The 19743-nt window shown below is 69.9% G+C and carries 20 protein-coding genes; 14 read left to right on the top strand and 6 right to left on the bottom strand.

The window, feature by feature from the left end; genetic code table 11:
• Positions 1–3: 3 nt before the first annotated feature.
• Positions 4–465: a hypothetical protein gene (locus ABD332_RS44375; RefSeq protein ID WP_344510318.1), complete on the bottom strand. Its 462-nt coding sequence runs from the start codon at positions 463–465 to the stop codon at positions 4–6.
• 220 nt (positions 466–685) lie between these two features.
• Here ABD332_RS44375 and ABD332_RS44370 point away from each other — a divergent pair, with 220 nt between their 5' ends.
• From ABD332_RS44370 to ABD332_RS44320, 11 genes are all read left to right on the top strand, one after another.
• Positions 686–901 carry an AtpZ/AtpI family protein gene (locus ABD332_RS44370; RefSeq protein ID WP_344510316.1) on the top strand — a complete coding sequence of 72 codons (216 nt, stop codon included), beginning with the start codon at positions 686–688 and terminating at the stop codon, positions 899–901.
• A gap of 33 nt (positions 902–934) precedes the next feature.
• A complete protein-coding gene (gene atpB, locus ABD332_RS44365; protein WP_344510454.1) occupies positions 935–1708 on the top strand; it encodes a F0F1 ATP synthase subunit A in 774 nt (257 codons plus the stop codon).
• Positions 1709–1799: 91 nt separating this feature from the next.
• Positions 1800–2024, top strand: coding sequence for an ATP synthase F0 subunit C (gene atpE, locus ABD332_RS44360; protein WP_344510314.1), 225 nt, complete (start codon positions 1800–1802; stop codon positions 2022–2024).
• A 40-nt stretch (positions 2025–2064) separates the two neighbouring features.
• A complete protein-coding gene (locus ABD332_RS44355) occupies positions 2065–2616 on the top strand; it encodes a F0F1 ATP synthase subunit B (protein WP_425552387.1) in 552 nt (183 codons plus the stop codon).
• Entirely contained in the window at positions 2616–3434 is an 819-nt protein-coding gene (locus ABD332_RS44350; protein WP_344510312.1) for a F0F1 ATP synthase subunit delta, read from the top strand. The genes ABD332_RS44355 and ABD332_RS44350 overlap by 1 nt, the downstream gene beginning before the upstream one ends.
• Positions 3435–3474: 40 nt before the next feature.
• Entirely contained in the window at positions 3475–5112 is a 1638-nt protein-coding gene (gene atpA, locus ABD332_RS44345) for a F0F1 ATP synthase subunit alpha (RefSeq protein ID WP_344510310.1), read from the top strand.
• Between the two features lie 3 nt (positions 5113–5115).
• The gene (locus ABD332_RS44340; RefSeq protein WP_344510308.1) at positions 5116–6042 is read left to right on the top strand and encodes a F0F1 ATP synthase subunit gamma; all 927 of its coding nucleotides are present in this window, start codon (positions 5116–5118) and stop codon (positions 6040–6042) included.
• Complete coding sequence (atpD, locus tag ABD332_RS44335) at positions 6042–7469, top strand: F0F1 ATP synthase subunit beta (RefSeq protein ID WP_344510307.1); 1428 nt, start codon at positions 6042–6044, stop codon at positions 7467–7469. The genes ABD332_RS44340 and atpD overlap by 1 nt, the downstream gene beginning before the upstream one ends.
• Before the next feature lie 254 nt (positions 7470–7723).
• On the top strand, positions 7724–8008 hold the full coding sequence (locus tag ABD332_RS44330; protein WP_344510305.1) for a F0F1 ATP synthase subunit epsilon: 285 nt from the start codon (positions 7724–7726) through the stop codon (positions 8006–8008).
• Between the two features lie 16 nt (positions 8009–8024).
• Positions 8025–8480: a DUF2550 domain-containing protein gene (locus ABD332_RS44325; RefSeq protein WP_344510303.1), complete on the top strand. Its 456-nt coding sequence runs from the start codon at positions 8025–8027 to the stop codon at positions 8478–8480.
• A gap of 90 nt (positions 8481–8570) precedes the next feature.
• Positions 8571–10127 carry an outer membrane protein assembly factor BamB family protein gene (locus tag ABD332_RS44320; RefSeq protein WP_344510301.1) on the top strand — a complete coding sequence of 519 codons (1557 nt, stop codon included), beginning with the start codon at positions 8571–8573 and terminating at the stop codon, positions 10125–10127.
• Here the strand turns inward: ABD332_RS44320 and ABD332_RS44315 are convergent.
• On the bottom strand, positions 10115–10696 hold the full coding sequence (locus ABD332_RS44315) for a cob(I)yrinic acid a,c-diamide adenosyltransferase (RefSeq protein ID WP_344510299.1): 582 nt from the start codon (positions 10694–10696) through the stop codon (positions 10115–10117). The two genes, ABD332_RS44320 and ABD332_RS44315, sit on opposite strands and share 13 nt — an antisense overlap.
• Between ABD332_RS44315 and murA the strand changes: the two genes are divergently transcribed.
• Positions 10695–12008, top strand: a complete 1314-nt coding sequence (gene murA, locus ABD332_RS44310) for a UDP-N-acetylglucosamine 1-carboxyvinyltransferase (RefSeq protein WP_425552386.1) — start codon at positions 10695–10697, stop codon at positions 12006–12008. The two genes, ABD332_RS44315 and murA, sit on opposite strands and share 2 nt — an antisense overlap.
• 437 nt (positions 12009–12445) lie before the next feature.
• On the opposite strand, the gene ABD332_RS44305 is transcribed toward murA, so the two are convergent.
• Positions 12446–12757: a hypothetical protein gene (locus tag ABD332_RS44305; RefSeq protein ID WP_344510296.1), complete on the bottom strand. Its 312-nt coding sequence runs from the start codon at positions 12755–12757 to the stop codon at positions 12446–12448.
• Positions 12758–12846: 89 nt separating this feature from the next.
• Here ABD332_RS44305 and ABD332_RS44300 point away from each other — a divergent pair, with 89 nt between their 5' ends.
• Complete coding sequence (locus ABD332_RS44300) at positions 12847–13698, top strand: 3-hydroxyacyl-CoA dehydrogenase family protein (RefSeq protein WP_344510294.1); 852 nt, start codon at positions 12847–12849, stop codon at positions 13696–13698.
• Here ABD332_RS44300 and ABD332_RS44295 read toward each other — a convergent pair.
• Genes ABD332_RS44295 through ABD332_RS44285 form a run of 3 tightly spaced genes read right to left on the bottom strand, consistent with a single transcriptional unit; the run spans position 13683 to position 17648 of the window.
• Positions 13683–15980, bottom strand: a complete 2298-nt coding sequence (locus ABD332_RS44295; RefSeq protein WP_344510450.1) for an ATP-binding protein — start codon at positions 15978–15980, stop codon at positions 13683–13685. The two genes, ABD332_RS44300 and ABD332_RS44295, sit on opposite strands and share 16 nt — an antisense overlap.
• Before the next feature lie 43 nt (positions 15981–16023).
• Complete coding sequence (locus tag ABD332_RS44290; protein WP_344510292.1) at positions 16024–16809, bottom strand: ABC transporter permease; 786 nt, start codon at positions 16807–16809, stop codon at positions 16024–16026.
• Positions 16806–17648, bottom strand: coding sequence for an ABC transporter ATP-binding protein (locus ABD332_RS44285; protein ID WP_344510290.1), 843 nt, complete (start codon positions 17646–17648; stop codon positions 16806–16808). The genes ABD332_RS44290 and ABD332_RS44285 overlap by 4 nt, the downstream gene beginning before the upstream one ends.
• 78 nt (positions 17649–17726) lie before the next feature.
• Here ABD332_RS44285 and ABD332_RS44280 point away from each other — a divergent pair, with 78 nt between their 5' ends.
• On the top strand, positions 17727–19742 hold the full coding sequence (locus ABD332_RS44280; RefSeq protein WP_344510288.1) for a protein meaA: 2016 nt from the start codon (positions 17727–17729) through the stop codon (positions 19740–19742).
• The last annotated feature ends 1 nt before the right edge of the window (position 19743 follow it).

Genomic DNA, 19743 nt, shown 5'->3' with positions numbered 1-19743 from the left:
CCGTCAGCAGGGGTTGCGGCGCTCGCCGCTGGCGTTCGACAGACCGGAGTTGCGCCGGTTGTCGTACACGTTGGCCTCCACGTGGGTGCGGAAGGTGCCGGCCGCGCAGGCGGTGCCGACCTGCCGGGTCCTGGCCGCCGCGGAGTGCTCGCGGGTCGTGTAGGCCGCGTTGGTGACGAACGTGTCCTGGGCCACCGTGACCCAGGTGCCGCCGTCGTTGCGCTGCAGGCGGACGGTGACGGTCAGCCCGTCGGGACCGGGGGGGTCGCAGCGGAACTGCGCGGCGGCGACGATCCTGCCGCCCTTCTCCGCGGGTCGCTGCGGTGAAACCGAACACACGACCCGCTGGCCGCCGCCGCTCGACGCCGCCGGCGACCTGTCGCCGGGGTCGGTCTTGGTGATCACGATGGCGGTCAGAATGACGAAAAACGCGATGACGGCGTTGCGCAAGGTCATCACCCCCATACGCATTGTTATCCTTGACCTTCAGCTAACCCCCTGGGAGTGACCGTGCGCAACATTCACTCACGCATCAGTCGTGTAGTTGACGTTCGCCTGGCGTTAGGCGTAGTAACGTTGACGGCCGTCGGTTGATGGCATCCGGCCCCTAGAGCAACCCCCGCGCGACGAGCACGCGGGGGTCGATGCACGGGTGCTCCCGGCAGGCTGATATGGTCACCGCGTCATGGCCGGTAACCAGACACCCAAGCAGTCCGGATCGAGTGGTGCCAACGAAGGTTGGGCCGCCGTCGGATACCTCATCTCGGGCATCGCCGTGTGGGGCTTCGTCGGCTGGCTGATCGATGAGTGGCTCAACGCCGGAGGCATCATCACGGCGATCGGGTGCGTGCTCGGCGCCGCTGGTGGCATCTACCTGGTCGTCAAGCGCCTCGGCGCCTGACGCATCGGTTGAATCGATAACGAGAGGGACGTGGTGAGCGGTCTGGTTTTGGCGGAGACGCCTTTCCCGCCCAGCGTGGAAGACATCTTCCCCCCCCACCTGTTCGGGGTGGAGTGGCTGACCAAGTTCAGCCTGTTCCTGTGGCTGGCCGTGGCCCTGGTGCTCATCTACTTCCTGGTCTCCTACCGCGACCCCAAGATCGTCCCGACCAAGAAGCAGTGGCTCGCCGAGTCGATCTACGGATTCGTGCGGGAAGGTGTCGCGAAGGACGTCATCGGCCACGAGGGGCTGCGGTTCGCGCCATACCTCGCGTCGTTGTTCGTCTTCATCCTGGTCGGCAACATCTTCTCGATCATCCCGTTCATCCAGGTCTCGCCGATGGCGCACATCGCATTCCCGGCCGGCCTGGCGATCTGCACCTATGTGCTGTACCTGTACCAGGGCATCAAGAAGCACGGCTTCGCCGGTTACATCAAGCACGCCGTCTACCTGCCCGCCCCGTGGTACATGCAGTTCCTGCTGATCCCGATCGAGTTCCTGCAGGCATTCATCCTCCAGCCGGTCACGCTCGCCCTGCGTCTGTTCGCCAACATGTTCGCCGGGCACATGCTGCTGCTGGTCTTCACGCTCGGCGGCTTCGCGCTGCTCAACGCGGAGAGCTTCTTCCTCAAGCCGATCTCGCTGGTCTCGTGGGCGATGACGATCGGCCTCACCTTCTTCGAGCTGCTGATCGCGGCGCTGCAGGCCTATGTCTTCACGCTGCTGACCGCCAACTACCTGGCCGGCGTTCTCGCCGACGAGCACTGAGCCGCCTTTCCCCCGCTTTCGATAGCGAACGGCACCACCTTTTTCAGTTGTCCCGCGTGAGCGTCACGCGAGATCTCAGGAGGAATTCCACATGGACCACCTGGCAGCAGTCAACGGCAGCCTCAGCGCCATCGGCTACGGCCTCGCCGCCATCGGCCCCGGCATCGGTGTCGGCATCATCTTCGCGTCGTACATCCAGTCGACCGCCCGTCAGCCCGAGTCGGCCGGCCTGACCCGTACGTACATGTTCCTCGGCTTCGCCGTGGTCGAGGCGCTCGCCCTGCTGGGTATCGCCTTCGGCTTCGTCTTCAAGTAAGCCCCCCGCCTCCACCAACATTTAGAGCGGGAGGTTTCCCATGCTGCCTTTCCTCGCTGAAGGGGAAGCTGCACACAACCCGATCATCCCGATCTGGCAGGAGATCGTCGTCGGCCTGATCGCCTTCGGCATCCTGTGCTTCGTGCTGATGAAGTTCGTCTTCCCGCGCATGGAGGAGACCTTCCGCGCACGGGTCGACGCGATCGAGGGTGGCATCAAGCGCGCCGAGGAGGCGCAGGCCGAGGCCAACCGGCTGCTGGAGCAGTACAAGCAGCAGCTCGCCGAGGCTCGCACCGAGGCGGCCAGCATCCGTGACGAGGCGCGCGCCGACGCCACGGGCATCCGTGAGGACATCCTCGCGAAGGCCCGTGAGGAGAGCGACCGCATCATCGCGGCCGGCCGCGAGGCCCTGCAGACCGAGCGGCAAACCATCGTCCGTCAGCTGCGCGCCGAGATCGGCTCGCTCGCGGTCGACCTCGCCGGCCGGATCGTCGGGGAGTCGCTGGAGGAGGAAGCCCGCCGCCGTGGCACGGTCGAGCGGTTCCTCGACGAGATCGGTGACAGTCCTGCCGGCACCGCAGGGCGGCGTTGATGGACACCATCAACCGGGAGTCCTACGGAGCCGCCGCCGACAAGCTCGCCGCATTCGCGGCGAGCGCTGACGTTCAGCGGATCGGTGCCGTCGGCGAGGAGATCCTCGCCGTGGCCGGTCTGCTCGGGCGTGAGCGGCCGCTGCGCCGGGCCCTGGCCGACCCGGGTCGCGCCGGTGAGGACCACGCCGCGCTCCTGCGCTCCGTCCTGGAGGGCAAGGTCAGCGACGAGGCACTCGACATCCTCGCGACCCTGGTCACGGGCCGTTGGTCCGGCCCCGGTGCGCTCCTGGACGGCGTCGAGCTGCTCGGGGTCACCACGCTGCTGTCCGGCGTCGACCGCGCCGGTGAGCTCGGCGACGTCGAGGACGAGCTGTTCCGGTTCGGGCAGGTCGTCTCCGGCGACTCCCGTCTCGCCGCGGCGCTCGCCGACGCCTCGTCGCCGCTGGAGGCGCGGGTCCAGCTGGTCAAGGACCTGCTCGGCGGCAAGACCAAGCCGGCGACGGCGCGGCTGGCGGAGCTGGCGGTCACCGGGTTCGGTGGCCGGGGCTTCGAGAGCTCGCTGACCCGCCTCGTCGAGCTGGCCGCGAAGCAGCGCGACCACTCGGTGGCCTACGTCACGACCGCGGCCCCCCTGACCGAGGCTGACGAGCAGCGCCTGGCCGGTCGTCTTGCTGAGCTGTACGGTCGAGAGGTCTCCCTCAAGATCGACGTTGATCCACGCATCATCGGTGGTATGCGGGTCAAGGTCGGTTCGGACCTGTACGACGGCACGGTGTCGCGGCGTCTCGCCGAGGCCAAGACGGCACTCGCCAACTAATCCCCGAAGCTTGATTCACTTCCAGATAGAAGGTTGAGGAATGGCCGAGCTGACCATCTCCTCGGACGACATTCGGGGCGCACTCGAGCGCTACGTGTCGTCCGTTGATTCACGGATCTCCCGCGAGGAGGTCGGCGTCGTCTCGTACGCCGGCGACGGTATCGCCCAGGTCGAGGGTCTGCCCTCGACGATGGCCAACGAGCTGCTCGAGTTCGAGGACGGCACGCTCGGCGTCTCGCTCAACCTTGACGTGCGCGAGATCGGTGTCGTCGTCCTCGGCAACTTCGAGCGTATCGAAGAGGGTCAGCAGGTCAAGCGGACCGGCCGGGTGCTCTCGGTCCCGGTCGGCGACGCCTTCCTGGGCCGCGTGGTCAACCCGCTCGGCGAGCCGATCGACGACCGCGGCGAGATCACCAACGAGGGCCTCCGCGAGCTGGAGCTCCAGGCGCCCAACGTCATGGCCCGCCAGCCTGTCAAGGAGCCCCTGCAGACCGGCATCAAGGCGATCGACGCCATGACCGCCATCGGCCGGGGCCAGCGCCAGCTGATCATCGGTGACCGTAAGACGGGCAAGACCACGGTCGCGCTCGACACGATCATCAACCAGCGCGACAACTGGAAGTCCGGCGACCCGAAGAAGCAGGTCCGCTGCATCTACGTCGCCATCGGCCAGAAGGCCTCGACGATCGCCGCCACCCGCGGTGTCCTCGAGGAGCAGGGCGCGATGGAGTACACGACCATCGTCGCCTCCCCGGCGGACGACCCGGCCGGCTTCAAGTACCTCGCCCCCTACACCGGCTCGGCCATCGGCCAGCACTGGATGTACGGCGGCAAGCACGTCCTGATCGTCTTCGACGACCTGACGAAGCAGGCCGAGGCCTACCGCGCCGTGTCGCTGCTGCTGCGCCGCCCGCCGGGCCGTGAGGCCTACCCGGGTGACGTCTTCTACTTGCACTCCCGGCTGCTGGAGCGCTGCGCGAAGCTGTCCGACGAGCTCGGTGGCGGCTCGATGACCGGTCTGCCGATCATCGAGACCAAGGCCAACGACATCTCGGCCTACATCCCGACCAACGTCATCTCGATCACCGACGGTCAGGTCTTCCTCGAGTCCGACCTGTTCAACCAGGGTGTGCGTCCCGCCATCAACGTCGGCACCTCGGTGTCCCGCGTCGGCGGCTCCGCCCAGGTCAAGGGCATGAAGGACGTCGCCGGCCGCCTGCGGCTGGACCTCGCGCAGTACCGCGAGCTGGAGGCCTTCTCGGCGTTCGCGTCCGACCTGGACAAGGCGTCGCGGGCCCAGCTGGACAAGGGCGCCCGCCTGGTCGAGCTGCTCAAGCAGCCGCAGTTCTCCCCGTTCGCGGTCGAGGACCAGATCGTCTCGGTGTGGGCCGGCACCACCGGCAAGCTCGACGACGTGCCGGTCGGCGAGATCCGCCGCTTCGAGGGCGAGTTCCTGCAGTACCTCCGCAGCAACCGCAAGGAGCTCATCGCCGCCATCGCGGAGTCGAAGAAGCTGCCGCAGGAGACGATCGACGGCCTGACCGACGCGATCGCCCACTTCAAGAAGACGTTCACGGCCAAGGGTTCCGAGGCGCCGATCAACGAGGCCCCGGCCAAGGCGCTGCAGGGTGAGCAGGATCGCGAGACCGTCACCCGCCAGGTCCGGAAGTCGGGCTGAGCCATGGCCGGTCAGGTACAGGCACTGCGCCGGAGGATCCGCACGGTCAAGTCGACCAAGAAGATCACCAAGGCGCAGGAGCTCGTCGCCACGAGCCGCATCGGTAAGGCGCAGGAGCGGGTCGCCGCGTCGCTGCCCTACGCCGAGGCGATCACGGGCGTGCTGACGGCACTGGCGACCAACACCAACGTCGACCACCCGCTGCTGGTGCCGCGCAGCCCGGTCCGCCGGGCCGGGGTGCTGCTGGTCACCAGCGACCGGGGGCTCTGCGGCGGCTACAACGCCAACGCGATCCGTCAGGCCGAGCAGCTCATCGCGCGGCTGCGCGCGGACGGCAAGCAGGTCGCGCTCTACGTCTCCGGGCGCAAGGGCGTGGCGTACTACCGGTTCCGCGGTCGCGAGATCGCGGGCAGCTGGACGGGCTTCTCCGAACTGCCGCGCTTCGAGAACGCGCGGGAGATCGGAGAGACCCTCATCCAGGCCTTCGTCAACGGCGCGGACGACACTGCGGACGGCCCCGGCCCGGACGGCATCTACGGTGTCGACGAGCTGTACATGGTCCACACCCAGTTCCGCTCGCTCATGACGCAGACCCCCGTGGCGCGCATCGTCGCTCCGATGGAGGTCGAGGAGCAGCAGGTCGCCGGCCCGCTGCCGGCGTACGAGTTCGAGCCGGAGGCCGAGGAGCTGCTCGAGGCGCTCCTGCCGAAGTACATCAACACGCGGATCTTCGCGGCGTTGCTGGACTCGGCGGCGAGTGAGTCGGCGGCCCGCCGGCGGGCCATGAAGAGCGCCTCAGACAACGCCGACGACCTGCTGAAGCGGTACACGCGGGAGATGAACTCCGCGCGGCAGGCGGCGATCACCCAGGAGATCAGTGAGATCGTCGGCGGCGCCAACGCGCTGGCGGCGGCGGGAAGTGATGTGTGATGACTGCACCAGCCAAGACCGCGGTCGGCCGCGTCGTCCGGGTCATCGGCCCGGTCGTCGACGCCGAGTTCCCGCGCGACGCCATGCCCGCGATCTACAACGCGCTGCACGTCGAGGTGACCCTCTCCGAGGGCACCAAGAAGCTGACGCTCGAGGTTGCCCAGCACCTGGGTGACAACCAGGTCCGCGCCATCTCCATGCAGCCGACGGACGGTCTCGTCCGTGGCGCCGAGGTGCACGACACCGGCTCCGGCATCTCGGTGCCGGTCGGCGACATCACCAAGGGCCACGTGTTCAACGCCCTCGGCGAGGTGCTCAACGCCGACGAGTCGAAGCTCGAGATCAACGAGCGCTGGGAGATCCACCGCAAGGCTCCCGCGTTCGCCGAGCTCGAGCCGAAGACGGAGATGCTGGAGACCGGCATCAAGGTCCTCGACCTGCTCGCGCCGTACGTGCGCGGTGGCAAGATCGGCCTGTTCGGCGGTGCCGGCGTCGGCAAGACGGTGCTGATCCAGGAGATGATCATCCGGGTCGCCCGGAACTTCGGTGGCACCTCGGTGTTCGCCGGTGTCGGCGAGCGCACCCGTGAGGGCAACGACCTCATCCTGGAGATGGACGAGGGTGGCGTGCTCGACAAGACCGCCCTGGTCTTCGGTCAGATGGACGAGCCGCCCGGCACGCGTCTGCGGGTCGCCCTGTCCGCGCTGACCATGGCGGAGTACTTCCGTGACGTGCAGAACCAGGAGGTGCTGCTCTTCATCGACAACATCTTCCGGTTCACGCAGGCCGGCTCGGAGGTCTCGACGCTGCTCGGCCGTATGCCGAGCGCCGTCGGCTACCAGCCGACCCTGGCCGACGAGATGGGTCTGCTGCAGGAGCGCATCACCTCCGTGCGGGGCAAGGCCATCACCTCGCTCCAGGCGATCTACGTGCCCGCCGACGACTACACCGACCCGGCGCCGGCCACCACGTTCGCCCACCTGGACGCGACGACCAACCTCGAGCGGTCGATCTCGGACAAGGGCATCTACCCGGCCGTCGACCCGCTGGCGTCGTCCTCGCGCATTCTCGCGCCGGAGTACGTCGGCATCGAGCACTACACGGTCGCCCGCGAGGTGCAGCGGATCCTGCAGAAGTACAAGGACCTGCAGGACATCATCGCCATCCTCGGTATGGACGAGCTGTCCGAAGAGGACAAGGTCACGGTCGGCCGTGCCCGGCGCATCGAGCGGTTCCTGTCGCAGAACACCTACGCGGCGGAGCAGTTCACCAACGTCCCCGGTTCGACCGTCCCGCTCAAGGAGACGATCGAGTCGTTCAAGAAGATCTCCGAGGGTGAGTACGATCACTTCCCCGAGCAGGCCTTCTTCATGTGTGGCGGTCTCGAGGACCTCGAGCGCAACGCGCACGAGCTCATGAAGGACTGACATAGCCGTACGGCAAAGGGCGTCTCCCGCTTCGGGGGGCGCCCTTTTCTGCTTGGTTTTCAGGAAAACGCCACCATGGCGGCGTGACATACGTCACGCTCTGAAGTGTTGAGTGGTCATCTGCAGCGCGATTGCGGATCGCCGCTCCACCGGCATTTCAGGAGTTGTGCCAACGTGGCGAGGCCCACTGCTCGCCGCGTCGGATCATTGACTACACTCGGCAAAACCAATCGCGCACACGAGGAGTAACTAGCGTGGCGAGGCAGCTGCACGTCGAGCTCGTAGCCGTCGAGGAAAAAGTCTGGTCCGGTGACGCCGACATGGTCATGGCGCGCACGACGGAGGGCGAGCTCGGTGTGCTTCCCGGTCACGCGCCGCTCCTCGGTCAGCTGGCCGAGGAGGGCCAGGTGCGCATCAAGCACTCCGGTGGGCAGGAGATCGCCTTCGACGTCTCGGGCGGGTTCCTCTCCGTCACGGCGACCGGGGTGACGGTGCTGGCCGAGAGCTGCACCCCCGCCTCCGCGCAAGCCGCGCACTGACCGGCGGGCGGCGGTGGTGAGGATCGTCGAGGGAATCGGCATCGGGGTCCTCATCCTGCTCGCCGCTCTGGCGCTGCTCTTCCTGCGCCGCGTGGTCATCGCCCGGCAGGGTGGCACGATCGAGCTGGGTGTCCGGCTGAGCACCATGCTGCCCGGCCGGGGCTGGTCCGCGGGCCTGGCCCGCTTCGCCGGCGACGAGCTGAAGTGGTATCGCATCTTCAGTTTCTGGCCTGGCCCGCGCCGGGTGCTTTCCCGGCGTGGGCTCTCCGTCGACCGCCGTCGCACCCCTGACCCGGCCGAGCTGCTGGTGCTTCCGCCGGACTGGGTGATCGTGCGGTGCGTCAGCCGGCAGTCGCCGGTCGAGATCGCGATGGCGGAGCGGGCGCTGACCGGGTTCCTGTCCTGGGTAGAGGCGGCGCCTCCGGGTGAGTCGACCCCGGAGACCCGGCCGTACAGGTATCGCACAAACTAAGCAGAAATTGACGTTCCTCTTTCTCCTGGTGGAGACTGACGCCGTCTGAGAGCGCTCTCCCAGTGGCCGTCACCCCTAGGAGAACCACGTATGTCCAGATTGCTCGCTGCCGTGGTGATTTCCGCGGCAGTGCTGTTCGCGGTGCCCGCGCCCGCCGCCGCGATTGCCGCGACCTGCGGCACCACCAACATCGCGCTCAACCGGCCCGCCACCGCATCGTCGTCGGAGAACGGCAGCCTGCTGCCGGCGAAGGCGTTCGACGGCAATTCCGCCACCCGCTGGTCGAGCGCCTTCAGCGACCCGCAGTGGCTCCAGGTCGACCTCGGCGGTGCCCAGCAGCTGTGCCGGGTCGTGCTGCGGTGGGAGGCCGCCTACGCCCGCACGTTCACGCTGCAGGGCTCGCCGGACGGCACGTCGTGGTTCGACCTCGTGCCGGCGGCCACCAGTACCGGCGGGACGCAGACGCTGTCCGTCGCCGCCACGGCGGCCGCCCGGTACGTCCGCCTGACCGGCCTCACCCGCGCCACCCGCTACGGCTACTCGTTGTTCGAGGTCGAGGTGTACCCGGCGGTGGTGCCCCCGGCCGCTTCGGCGGCGTGGGGCACGTGGGGCGGCGGCGCCGGGCACGCGGGCGTCAACGTGGGGGAGCGGACACTCGGCGCCGCCAACGTGGGGACCCTGCACCGGCTGCGGCTGACCGGCGCCGACATCGAGGCGCCGGTCGTCGCCGACGGCATCGCCTACGGTCAGGCGAACACCTTGCAGTTCGCCGCCACCGACCTGGCGTCCGGCGCGGTGCGCTGGACCACGCCGCCGGCCACCGAGCCCGCGCTGCGCTACACCACCGGCGGGACCGTCGGCAACGGCCTCGTCTACGCCGGGACGCAGATCGGCTTCATCCACGCGTTCGACGCCATGACCGGGGTCGAGCGGTGGAACTTCCGCATCGACGGCAACCAGCTCTTCAACGCGCCGATCCTGGTCGGCGGCACCCTCTACGTCAAGGGTGACGCGCAGGGCGACAACACGCTCGTGTACGCCTTCGACGCCGCGACCGGCGCGGTGCGCTGGACCCGTGAGCTCACCGGCTACACGACGGCGACGGTGGCGTACGACAGTAACCGGCTCTACGTCGCCGGCGGCAACGTCCAGACGCTGACCGCCATCGACGCGACCACGGGCGCGGTGCTGTGGTCGGTGCCCGCCGGCCAGTCGATGCTGACGCCGGTGGCCGCCTGGGGCCGGGTCTACCTCGGCTTCAACGGGCTGGTCGCCTACGACGGGGCCACCGGACGGACGCTGTGGACCCGCCCGGGCACCTTCGGCTTCCCCGCCGTACAGGACACGACCCTCTACAGCGTCGACCTGGCCACCCCGCCGGTCCTACACGCGATCGACCCGGCGACCGGCGCGGACCGCTGGACCTTCACACAGGCCGGGCCGGCCCAGGTCAACTCGGTCGCCTCATCGTTCCCCGTCGTGGCCAACGGCGTCCTGTACGTCAACCTCGGCCGGGTCCTGGCGCTGAACCTCGCCAGCAGGGCCGTGCTGTGGACCGGCACCTCTGGCGCCACCGCGGGGCCGATCGTGGCCGACGGCCGCCTGCTGGTGCACACCAGCGAGGGGCTGGGGGTCTACGGCACCTGACGGTTGGCCCCCGGGACCCACTTCACGTCGCCGTCCGGGTTCGCGATGCGGCCGAGGATGAACAGCAGGTCCGACAGCCGGTTCAGGTACTTCACCGCCAGCTCGTTCGTGTGCTCCGGGTCGAGCTCCATCAGCGCCCACGCGCTGCGCTCGGCCCGGCGCGTCACCGTCCTCGCCACGTTGAGCAGCGCCGCGCCGGGCGTGCCGCCGGGGAGGATGAACGAGTCGAGCTTCGGCAGGCGCTCGTTGAACTCGTCGCACCACGTCTCCAGCCGGGTCAGGTACTCCTCGGTGACCCGCAGCGGCGGATACTCGGGCTCCGCCGTGATCGGGTTGCACAGGTCGGCGCCCACGTCGAAGAGATCGTTCTGCACGACGGTCAGCACCGCCCGCAGCTCCTCGGTCAGCTCACCCATCGCGACCGCGACCCCGAGCGCGGCGTTGGCCTCGTCGACGTCGGCATACGCGCCGATGCGTGGATGGGTCTTCGGCACGCGGGAGAAGTCGCCCAATCCGGTCGTGCCGGTGTCACCGGTCTTCGTGTAGATGCGGGTGAGATGAATGGCCATGGGCTTCACCGTACGGAATGCACCTACGATGGCGGTCGTGGACGTGATCCGTGTGAAGGGCGGCGCCAGGCTCGCCGGTGACGTGTCGGTGGTCGGCGCCAAGAACTCCGCCTTGAAGCTCATGGCCGCCGCGCTGCTGGCGACCGGGCGTTCTGTGCTCACCAACGTGCCCCGTATCACCGACATCGCCATCATGGCGGAGGTGCTGCGCCGCCTCGGCTGCGAGGTCGAGCAGGACGAGGACCGCGTCATCATCGACGTGCCCGAGCGGCTCGGCACCGAGGCCGACTACGACCTCGTGCGCCGGCTGCGCGCCTCGATCTGCGTCCTCGGCCCGCTGCTGGCGCGCTGCGGGCACGTCCGCGTGGCGCACCCCGGCGGCGACGCGATCGGCTCGCGCGGCCTCGACATGCACGTCGAGGGCCTGCGCCGGATGGGCGCGGACATCTCCGGCGAGCACGGCTTCGTCATCGCCACCGCCCCCAAGCTGCACGGCGCCACCATCTGGCTCGACTTCCCGAGCGTCGGCGCCACCGAGAACCTGCTCATGGCCGCGGTACTGGCGAACGGCCGCACCGAGATCGACAACGCGGCCCGCGAGCCGGAGATCGTCGACATCTGCCGCATGCTCACCGACATGGGCGCCGACATCTCCGGCGCCGGCTCCTCCCGCCTCGTCATCGAGGGCGTCCCCGAGCTGCGCCCCGTCTCGCACCGCACCGTCGGCGACCGCATCGTCGCCGGCACCTGGGCCTTCGCCGCCGCCATGACCCGCGGCGACGTGACCGTGCACGGCATCGATCCGAGCTTCCTGGAGATCGCGCTGGACAAGGTCGCCACCGCGGGCGGCCAGGTCGACACCACCCCGGACTCCTTCCGCGTCCGCATGGCCGACCGCCCCCGCGCCGTCGACGTGGTCACCCTGCCGTTCCCCGGCTTCGCCACCGACCTGCTGCCCATGGCGGTCGGCCTGTCCTCCGTCAGCGAGGGCTCGTCCCTCATCACGGAGAACATCTTCGACGGCCGCTTCATGTTCATCAACGAGATGTCCCGCCTCGGCGCCGACATCCGTACCGACGGCCACCACGCGGTGGTCCGCGGCGTCGAACGCCTCTCCGGCGCCCCGGTCACCGCCACCGACATCCGCGCCGGCGCCGGCCTGGCCATCGCCGGCCTCTGCGCCGACGGCGTCACCGAGATCCGCCACGTGCACCACATCGACCGCGGCTACCCGAGCTTCGAGTCGGACCTGCGCGGCCTGGGCGTCGAGGTCGAACGCGCCGTCGCACCCCCCGACCAGTTCGACTTCTGAGCTGCTGCAATTCCCCCACCCGGCTGCCGGGCGCCGGTTTCCGTGATCCGGAAGACTTTGTGCTGCTATGACGACACAAAGTCTTCCGGATCATGGGGTTCGTGCGTGCCAGGGCGAGTGGGCTGCGAGCGCCTCATGATCCCGTGCGGTTCTGGTGGTCTGGGCTACCGCAACCATTCGGGATCATGGCCGGGGTGGCGGTTTCCGTGATCCGGAAGAGTTCGTGTTCGCCAGGGTGCACGAGGTTTACCGGATCACGTGGTGTGCGGGCTGCGGTGATCGGCAGGGCTGCGGGCGTCTCATGATCCCGGGTGGTTCCGGTAGCTAGGGCTACTACAACCGTTCGGGATCATGGTGGGGCGCGCCGGTTTCCGTGATCCGGAAGACTTTGTGCTGCTATGACGACACAAAGTCTTCCGGATCATGAGGAGTGGGGATTACTGCGCCAGGAGTAGGCGGGCGCGGTCGTACTCGTCGGCGAAGACGAGGACGCGGACCATGCCGTCGGGGCCGGTGGCGAGGGTGGCGCGCAGGCCGTTGCGGCGGAGGCGGTCGCGGACGTCGCGGGCGAAGGCCAGGTCGCCGATGAGTGAGACCGAGCGGAGCAGGCCGTAGTCGGGGGCGCTGCCGGGCTCTGGCAGGCGGACGCCGGACTGGCTCGGGCGCCGTTCGCCGAGGCGGAGCAGGCGGATGATCAGGATCAGGGTGGCGAGTGCGCCGGCGGACGCCGCCCATCCTGCGAGGTACATGAGGGGCACACTGACAGTCTGCCACTAGATGATCACCCTTCGGAGCCGGATAAGGTCAGCAGGTCAACGACGATGCGAGAGGGAGTCACATGGCGGGTCGACTGGCGGTCATCGGGGCGGGGCTGATGGGGTCTGGCATCGCCCAGGTCGCAGCGCAGGCCGGGTGGGAGGTGACGCTGCGGGACCTGACCGATGAGGCGACACGACGCGGTGTGGACGGCATCGAGAAGTCGCTGACGAAGTTCGCGAGCAAGGGCGTGATTGCCGAGGACGACGTGCAGCAGGCCCTCGCCAGGATCACCACCACCACGGACCTGGACGCGGCGGCGGAGGCGGACATCGTCGTGGAGGCGGTGTTCGAGCGGCTGGACGTGAAGCAGGAGCTGTTCGGCACGCTGGACAAGATCTGCCGGGCGGACGCGGTGCTGGCGACGAACACGTCCGCGATCCCGGTGACGCAGATCGCGACCGCGACGCAGCGGCCCGAGCAGGTCGTCGGGACGCACTTCTTCAGCCCGGTGCCGGTCATGAAGCTGTGCGAGCTGGTGCGCGGCTACAAGACCAGCGACGAGACGCTGGCGACGGCGCGGGCGTTCGCCGAGGAGATCGGCAAGACGTGCATCGTGGTCAACCGGGACGTCGCCGGGTTCGTCACCACGCGGCTGATCGCCGCGCTGGTGGTCGAGGCGGTGCAGCTGGTCGAGAGCGGCGTGGTGAGCGCCGAGGACCTCGACCTGGCGTGCAAGCTCGGCTTCGGCCACGCGATGGGGCCGCTGGCGACGACCGACCTGACCGGCGTCGACGTGCTGTACCACGCGGCGAAGAACATCCACACCGACACCGCCGACCCGAAGTTCTTCCCGCCGGAGCTGCTGGCGCGGATGGTCGTCGCCGGGGACCTGGGGCGCAAGACCGGGCAGGGCTTCTACAAGTACGCCTGAGCGAGCTCCGCCGGGGCTTCCAGCGCGACGGGAGCCCCCGGCAGGGTGAAGCTGAAGCGGCTGCCGCCGCCGGGGTTGTCCACCACGGTGATCGAGCCGCCGTGCCGGTCGATCACGCGGCGGCAGATGGCCAGTCCGAGGCCGGTGCCGCCGTACGACTGGCCGGTGTGCGCCCGGTGGAAGGACTCGAAGACGTAGGGCTTGTCGGCGTCGGGCACGCCGATGCCCCGGTCCGCGACCTCAACCCTCACCCAGCCCGGTCCGGCCGGTGACGCGCTGACGTCGACCTTCGGGATGCGGCCGGGTTGGACGTACTTGAGGGCGTTGCCGATCAGGTTGTCCAGCACCTGCCGCAGCATCGCCGGGTCGGCGTCGACCCACGGCAGCGGGCCGACGTAGATGTCCGGGCGGACGGCGAGGTGGTTGACCCGTTCGGCGACGACCTCGGCGACGAGCCCGCCCAGGTCGAGCGGCCGCGGTTTCAGGGCCGCGTCGCGAGCCGTGGTGTAGGCGAGCAGGTCGTCGATCAGCCGCCGCATCCGCACCACCCCGGCACTGACCCGTTCGACGCTCGCGCCGGCGTCGCGAAGGCCCGCGACAACCGCGTCCCGCGCGCCGGCGTCGCGGGAACCCGCGACAAGCGTGCCCCCGGCGCCGGCGTCGCGGAAACCCGCGACCAGTGCGTCCCGGGCGCCGTCGCCGAGCAGGGCCGAGGACGAGGACAGCAGCGCGTCGTGCGCCATCTCGGCGTGGGCGGCGATGACGGTCAGTGGGTTCTTCAGGTCGTGGGCGACGATGCCCGCGAAGGCGGTCAGGTCGCCCTCGCGCTCCCGTACCTCCGTGATGTCGTGGAAGACGGCGATGGCACCGCGCCGCCCGTCCACGTCGAGGGGCCGCCCGCTGACGGACAGCAGCGTCCCCTCCGGCCGGCCGGCGTTGCGGATGACCATCTCGATGCCGTCCGTCGACTCGCCGTCGAGGGCGCGCACCAGCGGCAGGTCCGCGGTCGGGAACTCGGTCCGGCCGTCGGGCCGGAAGATGCCGTAGTGCGACTGCCAGGAATCCATCCCTGTGGCGTCCGCGTCCATGCCGAGGATCGCCTTGGCGGCCGGGTTGTGGACCAGGAAGGTGCCGTGCTCGTCGACCACGCCGACGCCGTCGCTGATCCGGTCGAGAATGCCGTTGAGCAGCGCGACCTGCCGGCGGGCGGTGCGTTCGGCCTCGCGCAGCCCGGCGGTGGCGGACACGACCCGGGCCTCGGCACGGGCCCGGCCGCCGGCGAGGGCCCACAGCATGGCCACGACCAGCAGGGTCAGCATCGTGCCGCCGGCGCCGATCGCGAGCGGGGCGGTGTCGGCCGGGCCGGACAGCCCGGCGAGCCGGCCGGAGTCGGCGGCCAGGACGAGCCGCCAGTGCCGGTTCCCGACCGGGATCGCCACCTCGCGGCGCAGGTCGGTGCCGGGGACGCGGTGCAGGAACGCGACCCGGGTGTCCTGGCCGACGCCGTTGGCGGCCCACAGGTCCGCGTCGACCTTGCCCTGCGTGGCGGCGTCCAGCACGCCGCCGACGAAGTCCTGCCCGCGCAGGCCGAAGACGACCCAGCCCTTGAACGTCTTCGTGCCGGCGGGCGTCGGGTTGCCGAACACGGGCGCGGCGATCGCGAACGAGCGCTGCTGCTGCGCGACGGGCAGGGAGCGGTCGCGCAGCAGGATGTACGTGTCGGACACGGCGGGCGCGCCCGCGCGGCGGGACTCGTTGAGGGCGGCGGTCGGCTCGGCGGACTGTGACAGGTCGGTGCCGGGGAGGGTCGCGGGCGCCCCGTCCAGCGGCCGGGAGAAGATGACGAACAGGTGCTCCCGCCCGCTGCCCTTGGCGGTCAGGTCGAGTCCCGTGACGCCGCGGTCCCGCCAGTACGCCTGGACCTGCTCCAACTGGGAGTCCTCGGCGGCCACGACGAAGACCAGCGAGGTGGCTCCGGGCAGTCCGGCGTCGCGCAGCGGGGCGGTGGTCGTGGCGAAGTCGTCGAAGGTCAGCGTCTCGTGCGATCCGACGGCCGCGGCGACGGTGCGCAGCGTGTCGAGGTACCGGTGGACCTCGGTGCGCACGGCCGCCTCGGCGAGCGACGTGTCGCGGTCCATGACGGCGTTGGCCCGGGCCTGCTGGTTGCTCCGCAGGGAGGCGGCCGCGTTCCAGGACGCCGCCAGCCCGAGGGCGAGGACGAGCAGGATCGCCAGGATGCCGACAGCGCCGGCATGCCGGACCGCCGTGCCCAGCCGACCCATCACCCCGCACTGATCGGCAACCGGGTTGCAACCCTGAGCGAAACTATCCCCGGTCGGTCCAGCGGAACGTGAAGATGCACAGCGCCAGCCCGATCACGACCCAGGCGCCGAGCGCCACGGCCACGTGCCCGAGCGCCCAGGACCCGCCGACCTCCCGCGCCGCGAACGAGTCCGGCAGGAAGACCGAGCGCATGCCCTGGGTCATCCACTTCAGCGGGAACAGCGACGCGATGGAGCGCATCCAGTCGGGGAGGCTCGTGTACTGGAAGAACACGCCGGAGATGAACTGCAGCACCAACGCGACCGGGGTCACGATCGCCGGCGCGCCGCGTCCGGAGCGGGCGAGCGAGGAGAACGCGATCCCGCACAGCGTGCACGCGCTGATGCCGAGCACCGCGACCCAGGCGAACGTCGCCCACTTCGCCGCCGTCGCGGGCAGCGGCAGGTCGTAGAAGGCCGCCGCGGTCACGAGCAGCACCACGGTCTCCGCCGCACCGATCGCCAGGACCATGACGACCTTGCCGATGAAGTACGCGGTCCGCGGCATCGGCGTGCCCCGCAGCCGCTTGAGGATCCCCTTCTCGCGCTCCATCGGGATCTGGATGGCGAGGGACTGGAACCCGGTGGTCAGCAGCCCGGCGGCGATCATGCCGGCGGCGAAGTACTGCGTGAACGACACGCCCGGGGCGATCTCGGCGTCGAAGACCGAGCCGAAGATGACGAGGAGCAGCAGCGGGAAGAAGAGCGTGAAGATCACCGACTCCCGGCTGCGCAGGAACTGCTTGATCTCCAGCCCGCCGCGGGCCAGTCCGAGCCGCAACGTGGTCATTCGCCGGCGCCGATCATCCGCAGGTACACGTCCTCGAGGCTGGGTCTGGTCACGGTCAGGCCGGGGACCTCGCCGCCGAACCGCGCGGCGAGCCGGGTCACGACCGCGGTCGGGGTGTCGGTCTGCTCCTGGCGCGGGCCGTCCGGCTCGTCCCAGGTGACGGTCGTGGCGGAGTTGCCGCGGTTGCCGAGCCGGGCGGGGGTGTCGACGGCGATGAGCTTGCCGCCGACGAGCACGCCGACCCGGTCGGCGAGGTTCTCGGCCTCGTCCAGGTAGTGGGTGGTGAGCAGGATCGTGGTGCCGGCCGCGGCGAGCGCCCGGATCAGCCCCCAGAACTCGCGCCGCGCCTCGGGGTCGAAGCCGGTGGTCGGCTCGTCGAGGAACAGCAGCTCGGGCCGGCCGATGATGCCGAGCGCCACGTCGAGGCGGCGCTTCTGCCCGCCGGACAGGATCCGCGTCCGGGCGCCACGCTTGTCGGCGAGCCCGACCCGCTCGATGACGGCGTCCGGGTCGTCGGCGTTGCGGTAGTACAGCGCGAAGTGGTGCACGACCTCGCGCACGGTCAGGTCGTCGAACTCGCCGGTGCTCTGCAGCACGATGCCCACCCGCTGCCGCCACGCCGCGTCGCCGTCGTGCGGGTCCACGCCCAGCACGGTCGCCTCGCCACTCGTACGCCGGCGGAACCCCTCGAGAATCTCGACCGTCGTCGTCTTGCCCGCGCCGTTGGGGCCCAGCAGCGCGAAGACCTCACCGCGGTGCACGTCGAGGTCGACGCCGTCGACGGCGACATGTCCCCGGTACCGCTTGTGTAGCCCACGCACGGTGATCGCATCCGTCACGGCGTTCACTATAGGCACGAGGGCTCCGGTGAGGATTTTCACCAGCCTCACCAAATTACCGTTCAGTAAGGTGCTTGTATGGCGAAGCTCCCCGAGCGCGACCGCCCGTGGGTCATGCGCACCTATGCCGGCCACTCGTCAGCGGCCGCTTCCAACGCGCTGTTCCGGCGCAACCTCGGCAAGGGTCAGACGGGCCTGTCGGTCGCGTTCGACCTGCCCACACAGACCGGCTACGACCCCGACGCCGAGCTGGCGCGCGGCGAGGTCGGCCGGGTCGGCGTGCCGGTCGCGCACCTCGGCGACATGCGCACGCTCTTCGACGGCATCGACCTCGGTCTCGCGAACACCTCGATGACCATCAACGCCACCGCGATGTGGCTGCTCAGCCTGTACGTGACGGTGGCGCGCGAGCAGGGGGCGCCGCTCGCCTCGCTCGCGGGCACGACCCAGAACGACATCGTCAAGGAGTACCTGTCCCGCGGCACGCACATCTTCCCGCCGGGGCCGTCGCTGCGCCTGACCACCGACACCATCGCGTGGACCGTGGCGAACTGCCCGAAGTGGAACCCGGTCAACATCTGCTCGTACCACCTGCAGGAGGCCGGCGCGACGCCCGTGCAGGAGGTCGCGTTCGCCCTGGCCACCGCGATCGCCGTGCTCGACGCGGTCCGCGACTCGGGCCAGGTGGCCGACTTCGCCGCCGTCGCGGCCCGGATCTCCTTCTTCGTCAACGCCTCCGTCCGCTTCGTCGAGGAGACCGCGAAGATGCGGGCCTTCGGCCTGCTGTGGGACCGGATCCTGACCGACAGGTATGAAATTTCCGACAAGTCGGCGAAGCGGTTCCGGTACGGCGTGCAGGTCAACAGCCTGGGCCTTACCGAGTCGCAGCCCGAGAACAACGTGCAGCGCATCGTGCTGGAGATGCTCGGCGTGACGCTGTCGCGCGACGCCCGGGCCCGCGCCGTGCAGCTGCCGGCGTGGAACGAGGCCCTCGGCCTGCCCCGCCCGTGGGACCAGCAGTGGTCGCTGCGCATGCAGCAGGTCCTCGCGTTCGAGTCCGACCTGCTGGAGTACCCGGACCTGTTCGAGGGCTCGCACGTCATGACCGCCCTCGTCGACGACCTGGTCGCCGGCGCGACCGCGGAACTCGACCGGGTCCTGGAGATGGGCGGGGTCGTCGCCGCCGTGGAGTCCGGCTACCTCAAGAGCGCCCTCGTCGCGTCGCTCGCCGAGCGGCGCGGCCGGATGGAGCGCGGCGAGGACGTCGTGGTCGGCGTCAACCGCTTCCCCGAGACCGAGCCGTCGCCGCTGGTCGCCGCCGGTGCCGCCGCGATCGAGCAGATCGACCCCGCGGTGGAGAGCGCCGCAGTGGAGTCGCTGCTGGCCTGGCGCGCCGCTCGTACACCGGCCGACGTCGACAACGCGCTCGAGCGGCTGCGGCAGGTCGCGGGCGGCACCGGGAACCTCATGGAGGCCACCCTGGACTGCGTCCGCGCCGGCGTCACCACCGGCGAGTGGGCGTCGGTGCTGCGGGACGTGTTCGGTGAGTACCGCGCCCCCACCGGGCTGACCGGCGCCGTCTCCGCAGGGGCTTCGACGGTGCCCGGCTCCGCGCTGGTGGCGGTCCGCGAGCGGGTCCGGCGCACCGCGGAGGAGCTCGGCGCGGGCCGGCTGCGGATGCTGGTCGGCAAGCCCGGCCTCGACGGACACTCCAACGGGGCCGAGCAGATCGCCGTCCGCGCCCGCGACGCCGGCTTCGAGGTGGTCTACCAGGGCATCCGCCTCACGTCGGCGCAGATCGTCGCGGCGGCCGTCGAGGAGGACGTCGACCTCGTCGGCCTCTCGGTCCTGTCAGGTTCACATCTGGCGGCGGTCGCGTCGGTGCTGGAGGGCCTGCGCGCCGAAGGCCTCGATGACCTCCCGGTCGTGGTCGGCGGCATCATCCCGCCGTCCGACGCCGCCACGTTGCTCGCCTCCGGGGTGGCCAGGGTCTTCACCCCGAAGGACTTCGCGATCACCGACGTGGTCGACGAGCTGGTCACCGTCGTCCGGGAGGCGCACAAGCTCCCCATCCTGGTGATCCAGGCGCAGTGAC

This window comes from Dactylosporangium maewongense (assembly GCF_039531485.1).
Lineage (GTDB): Bacteria > Actinomycetota > Actinomycetes > Mycobacteriales > Micromonosporaceae > Dactylosporangium > Dactylosporangium maewongense.
The sequence above is the reverse complement of the archived record's forward strand: the minus strand, read 5'-3'. Positions and strand labels throughout refer to the sequence as shown.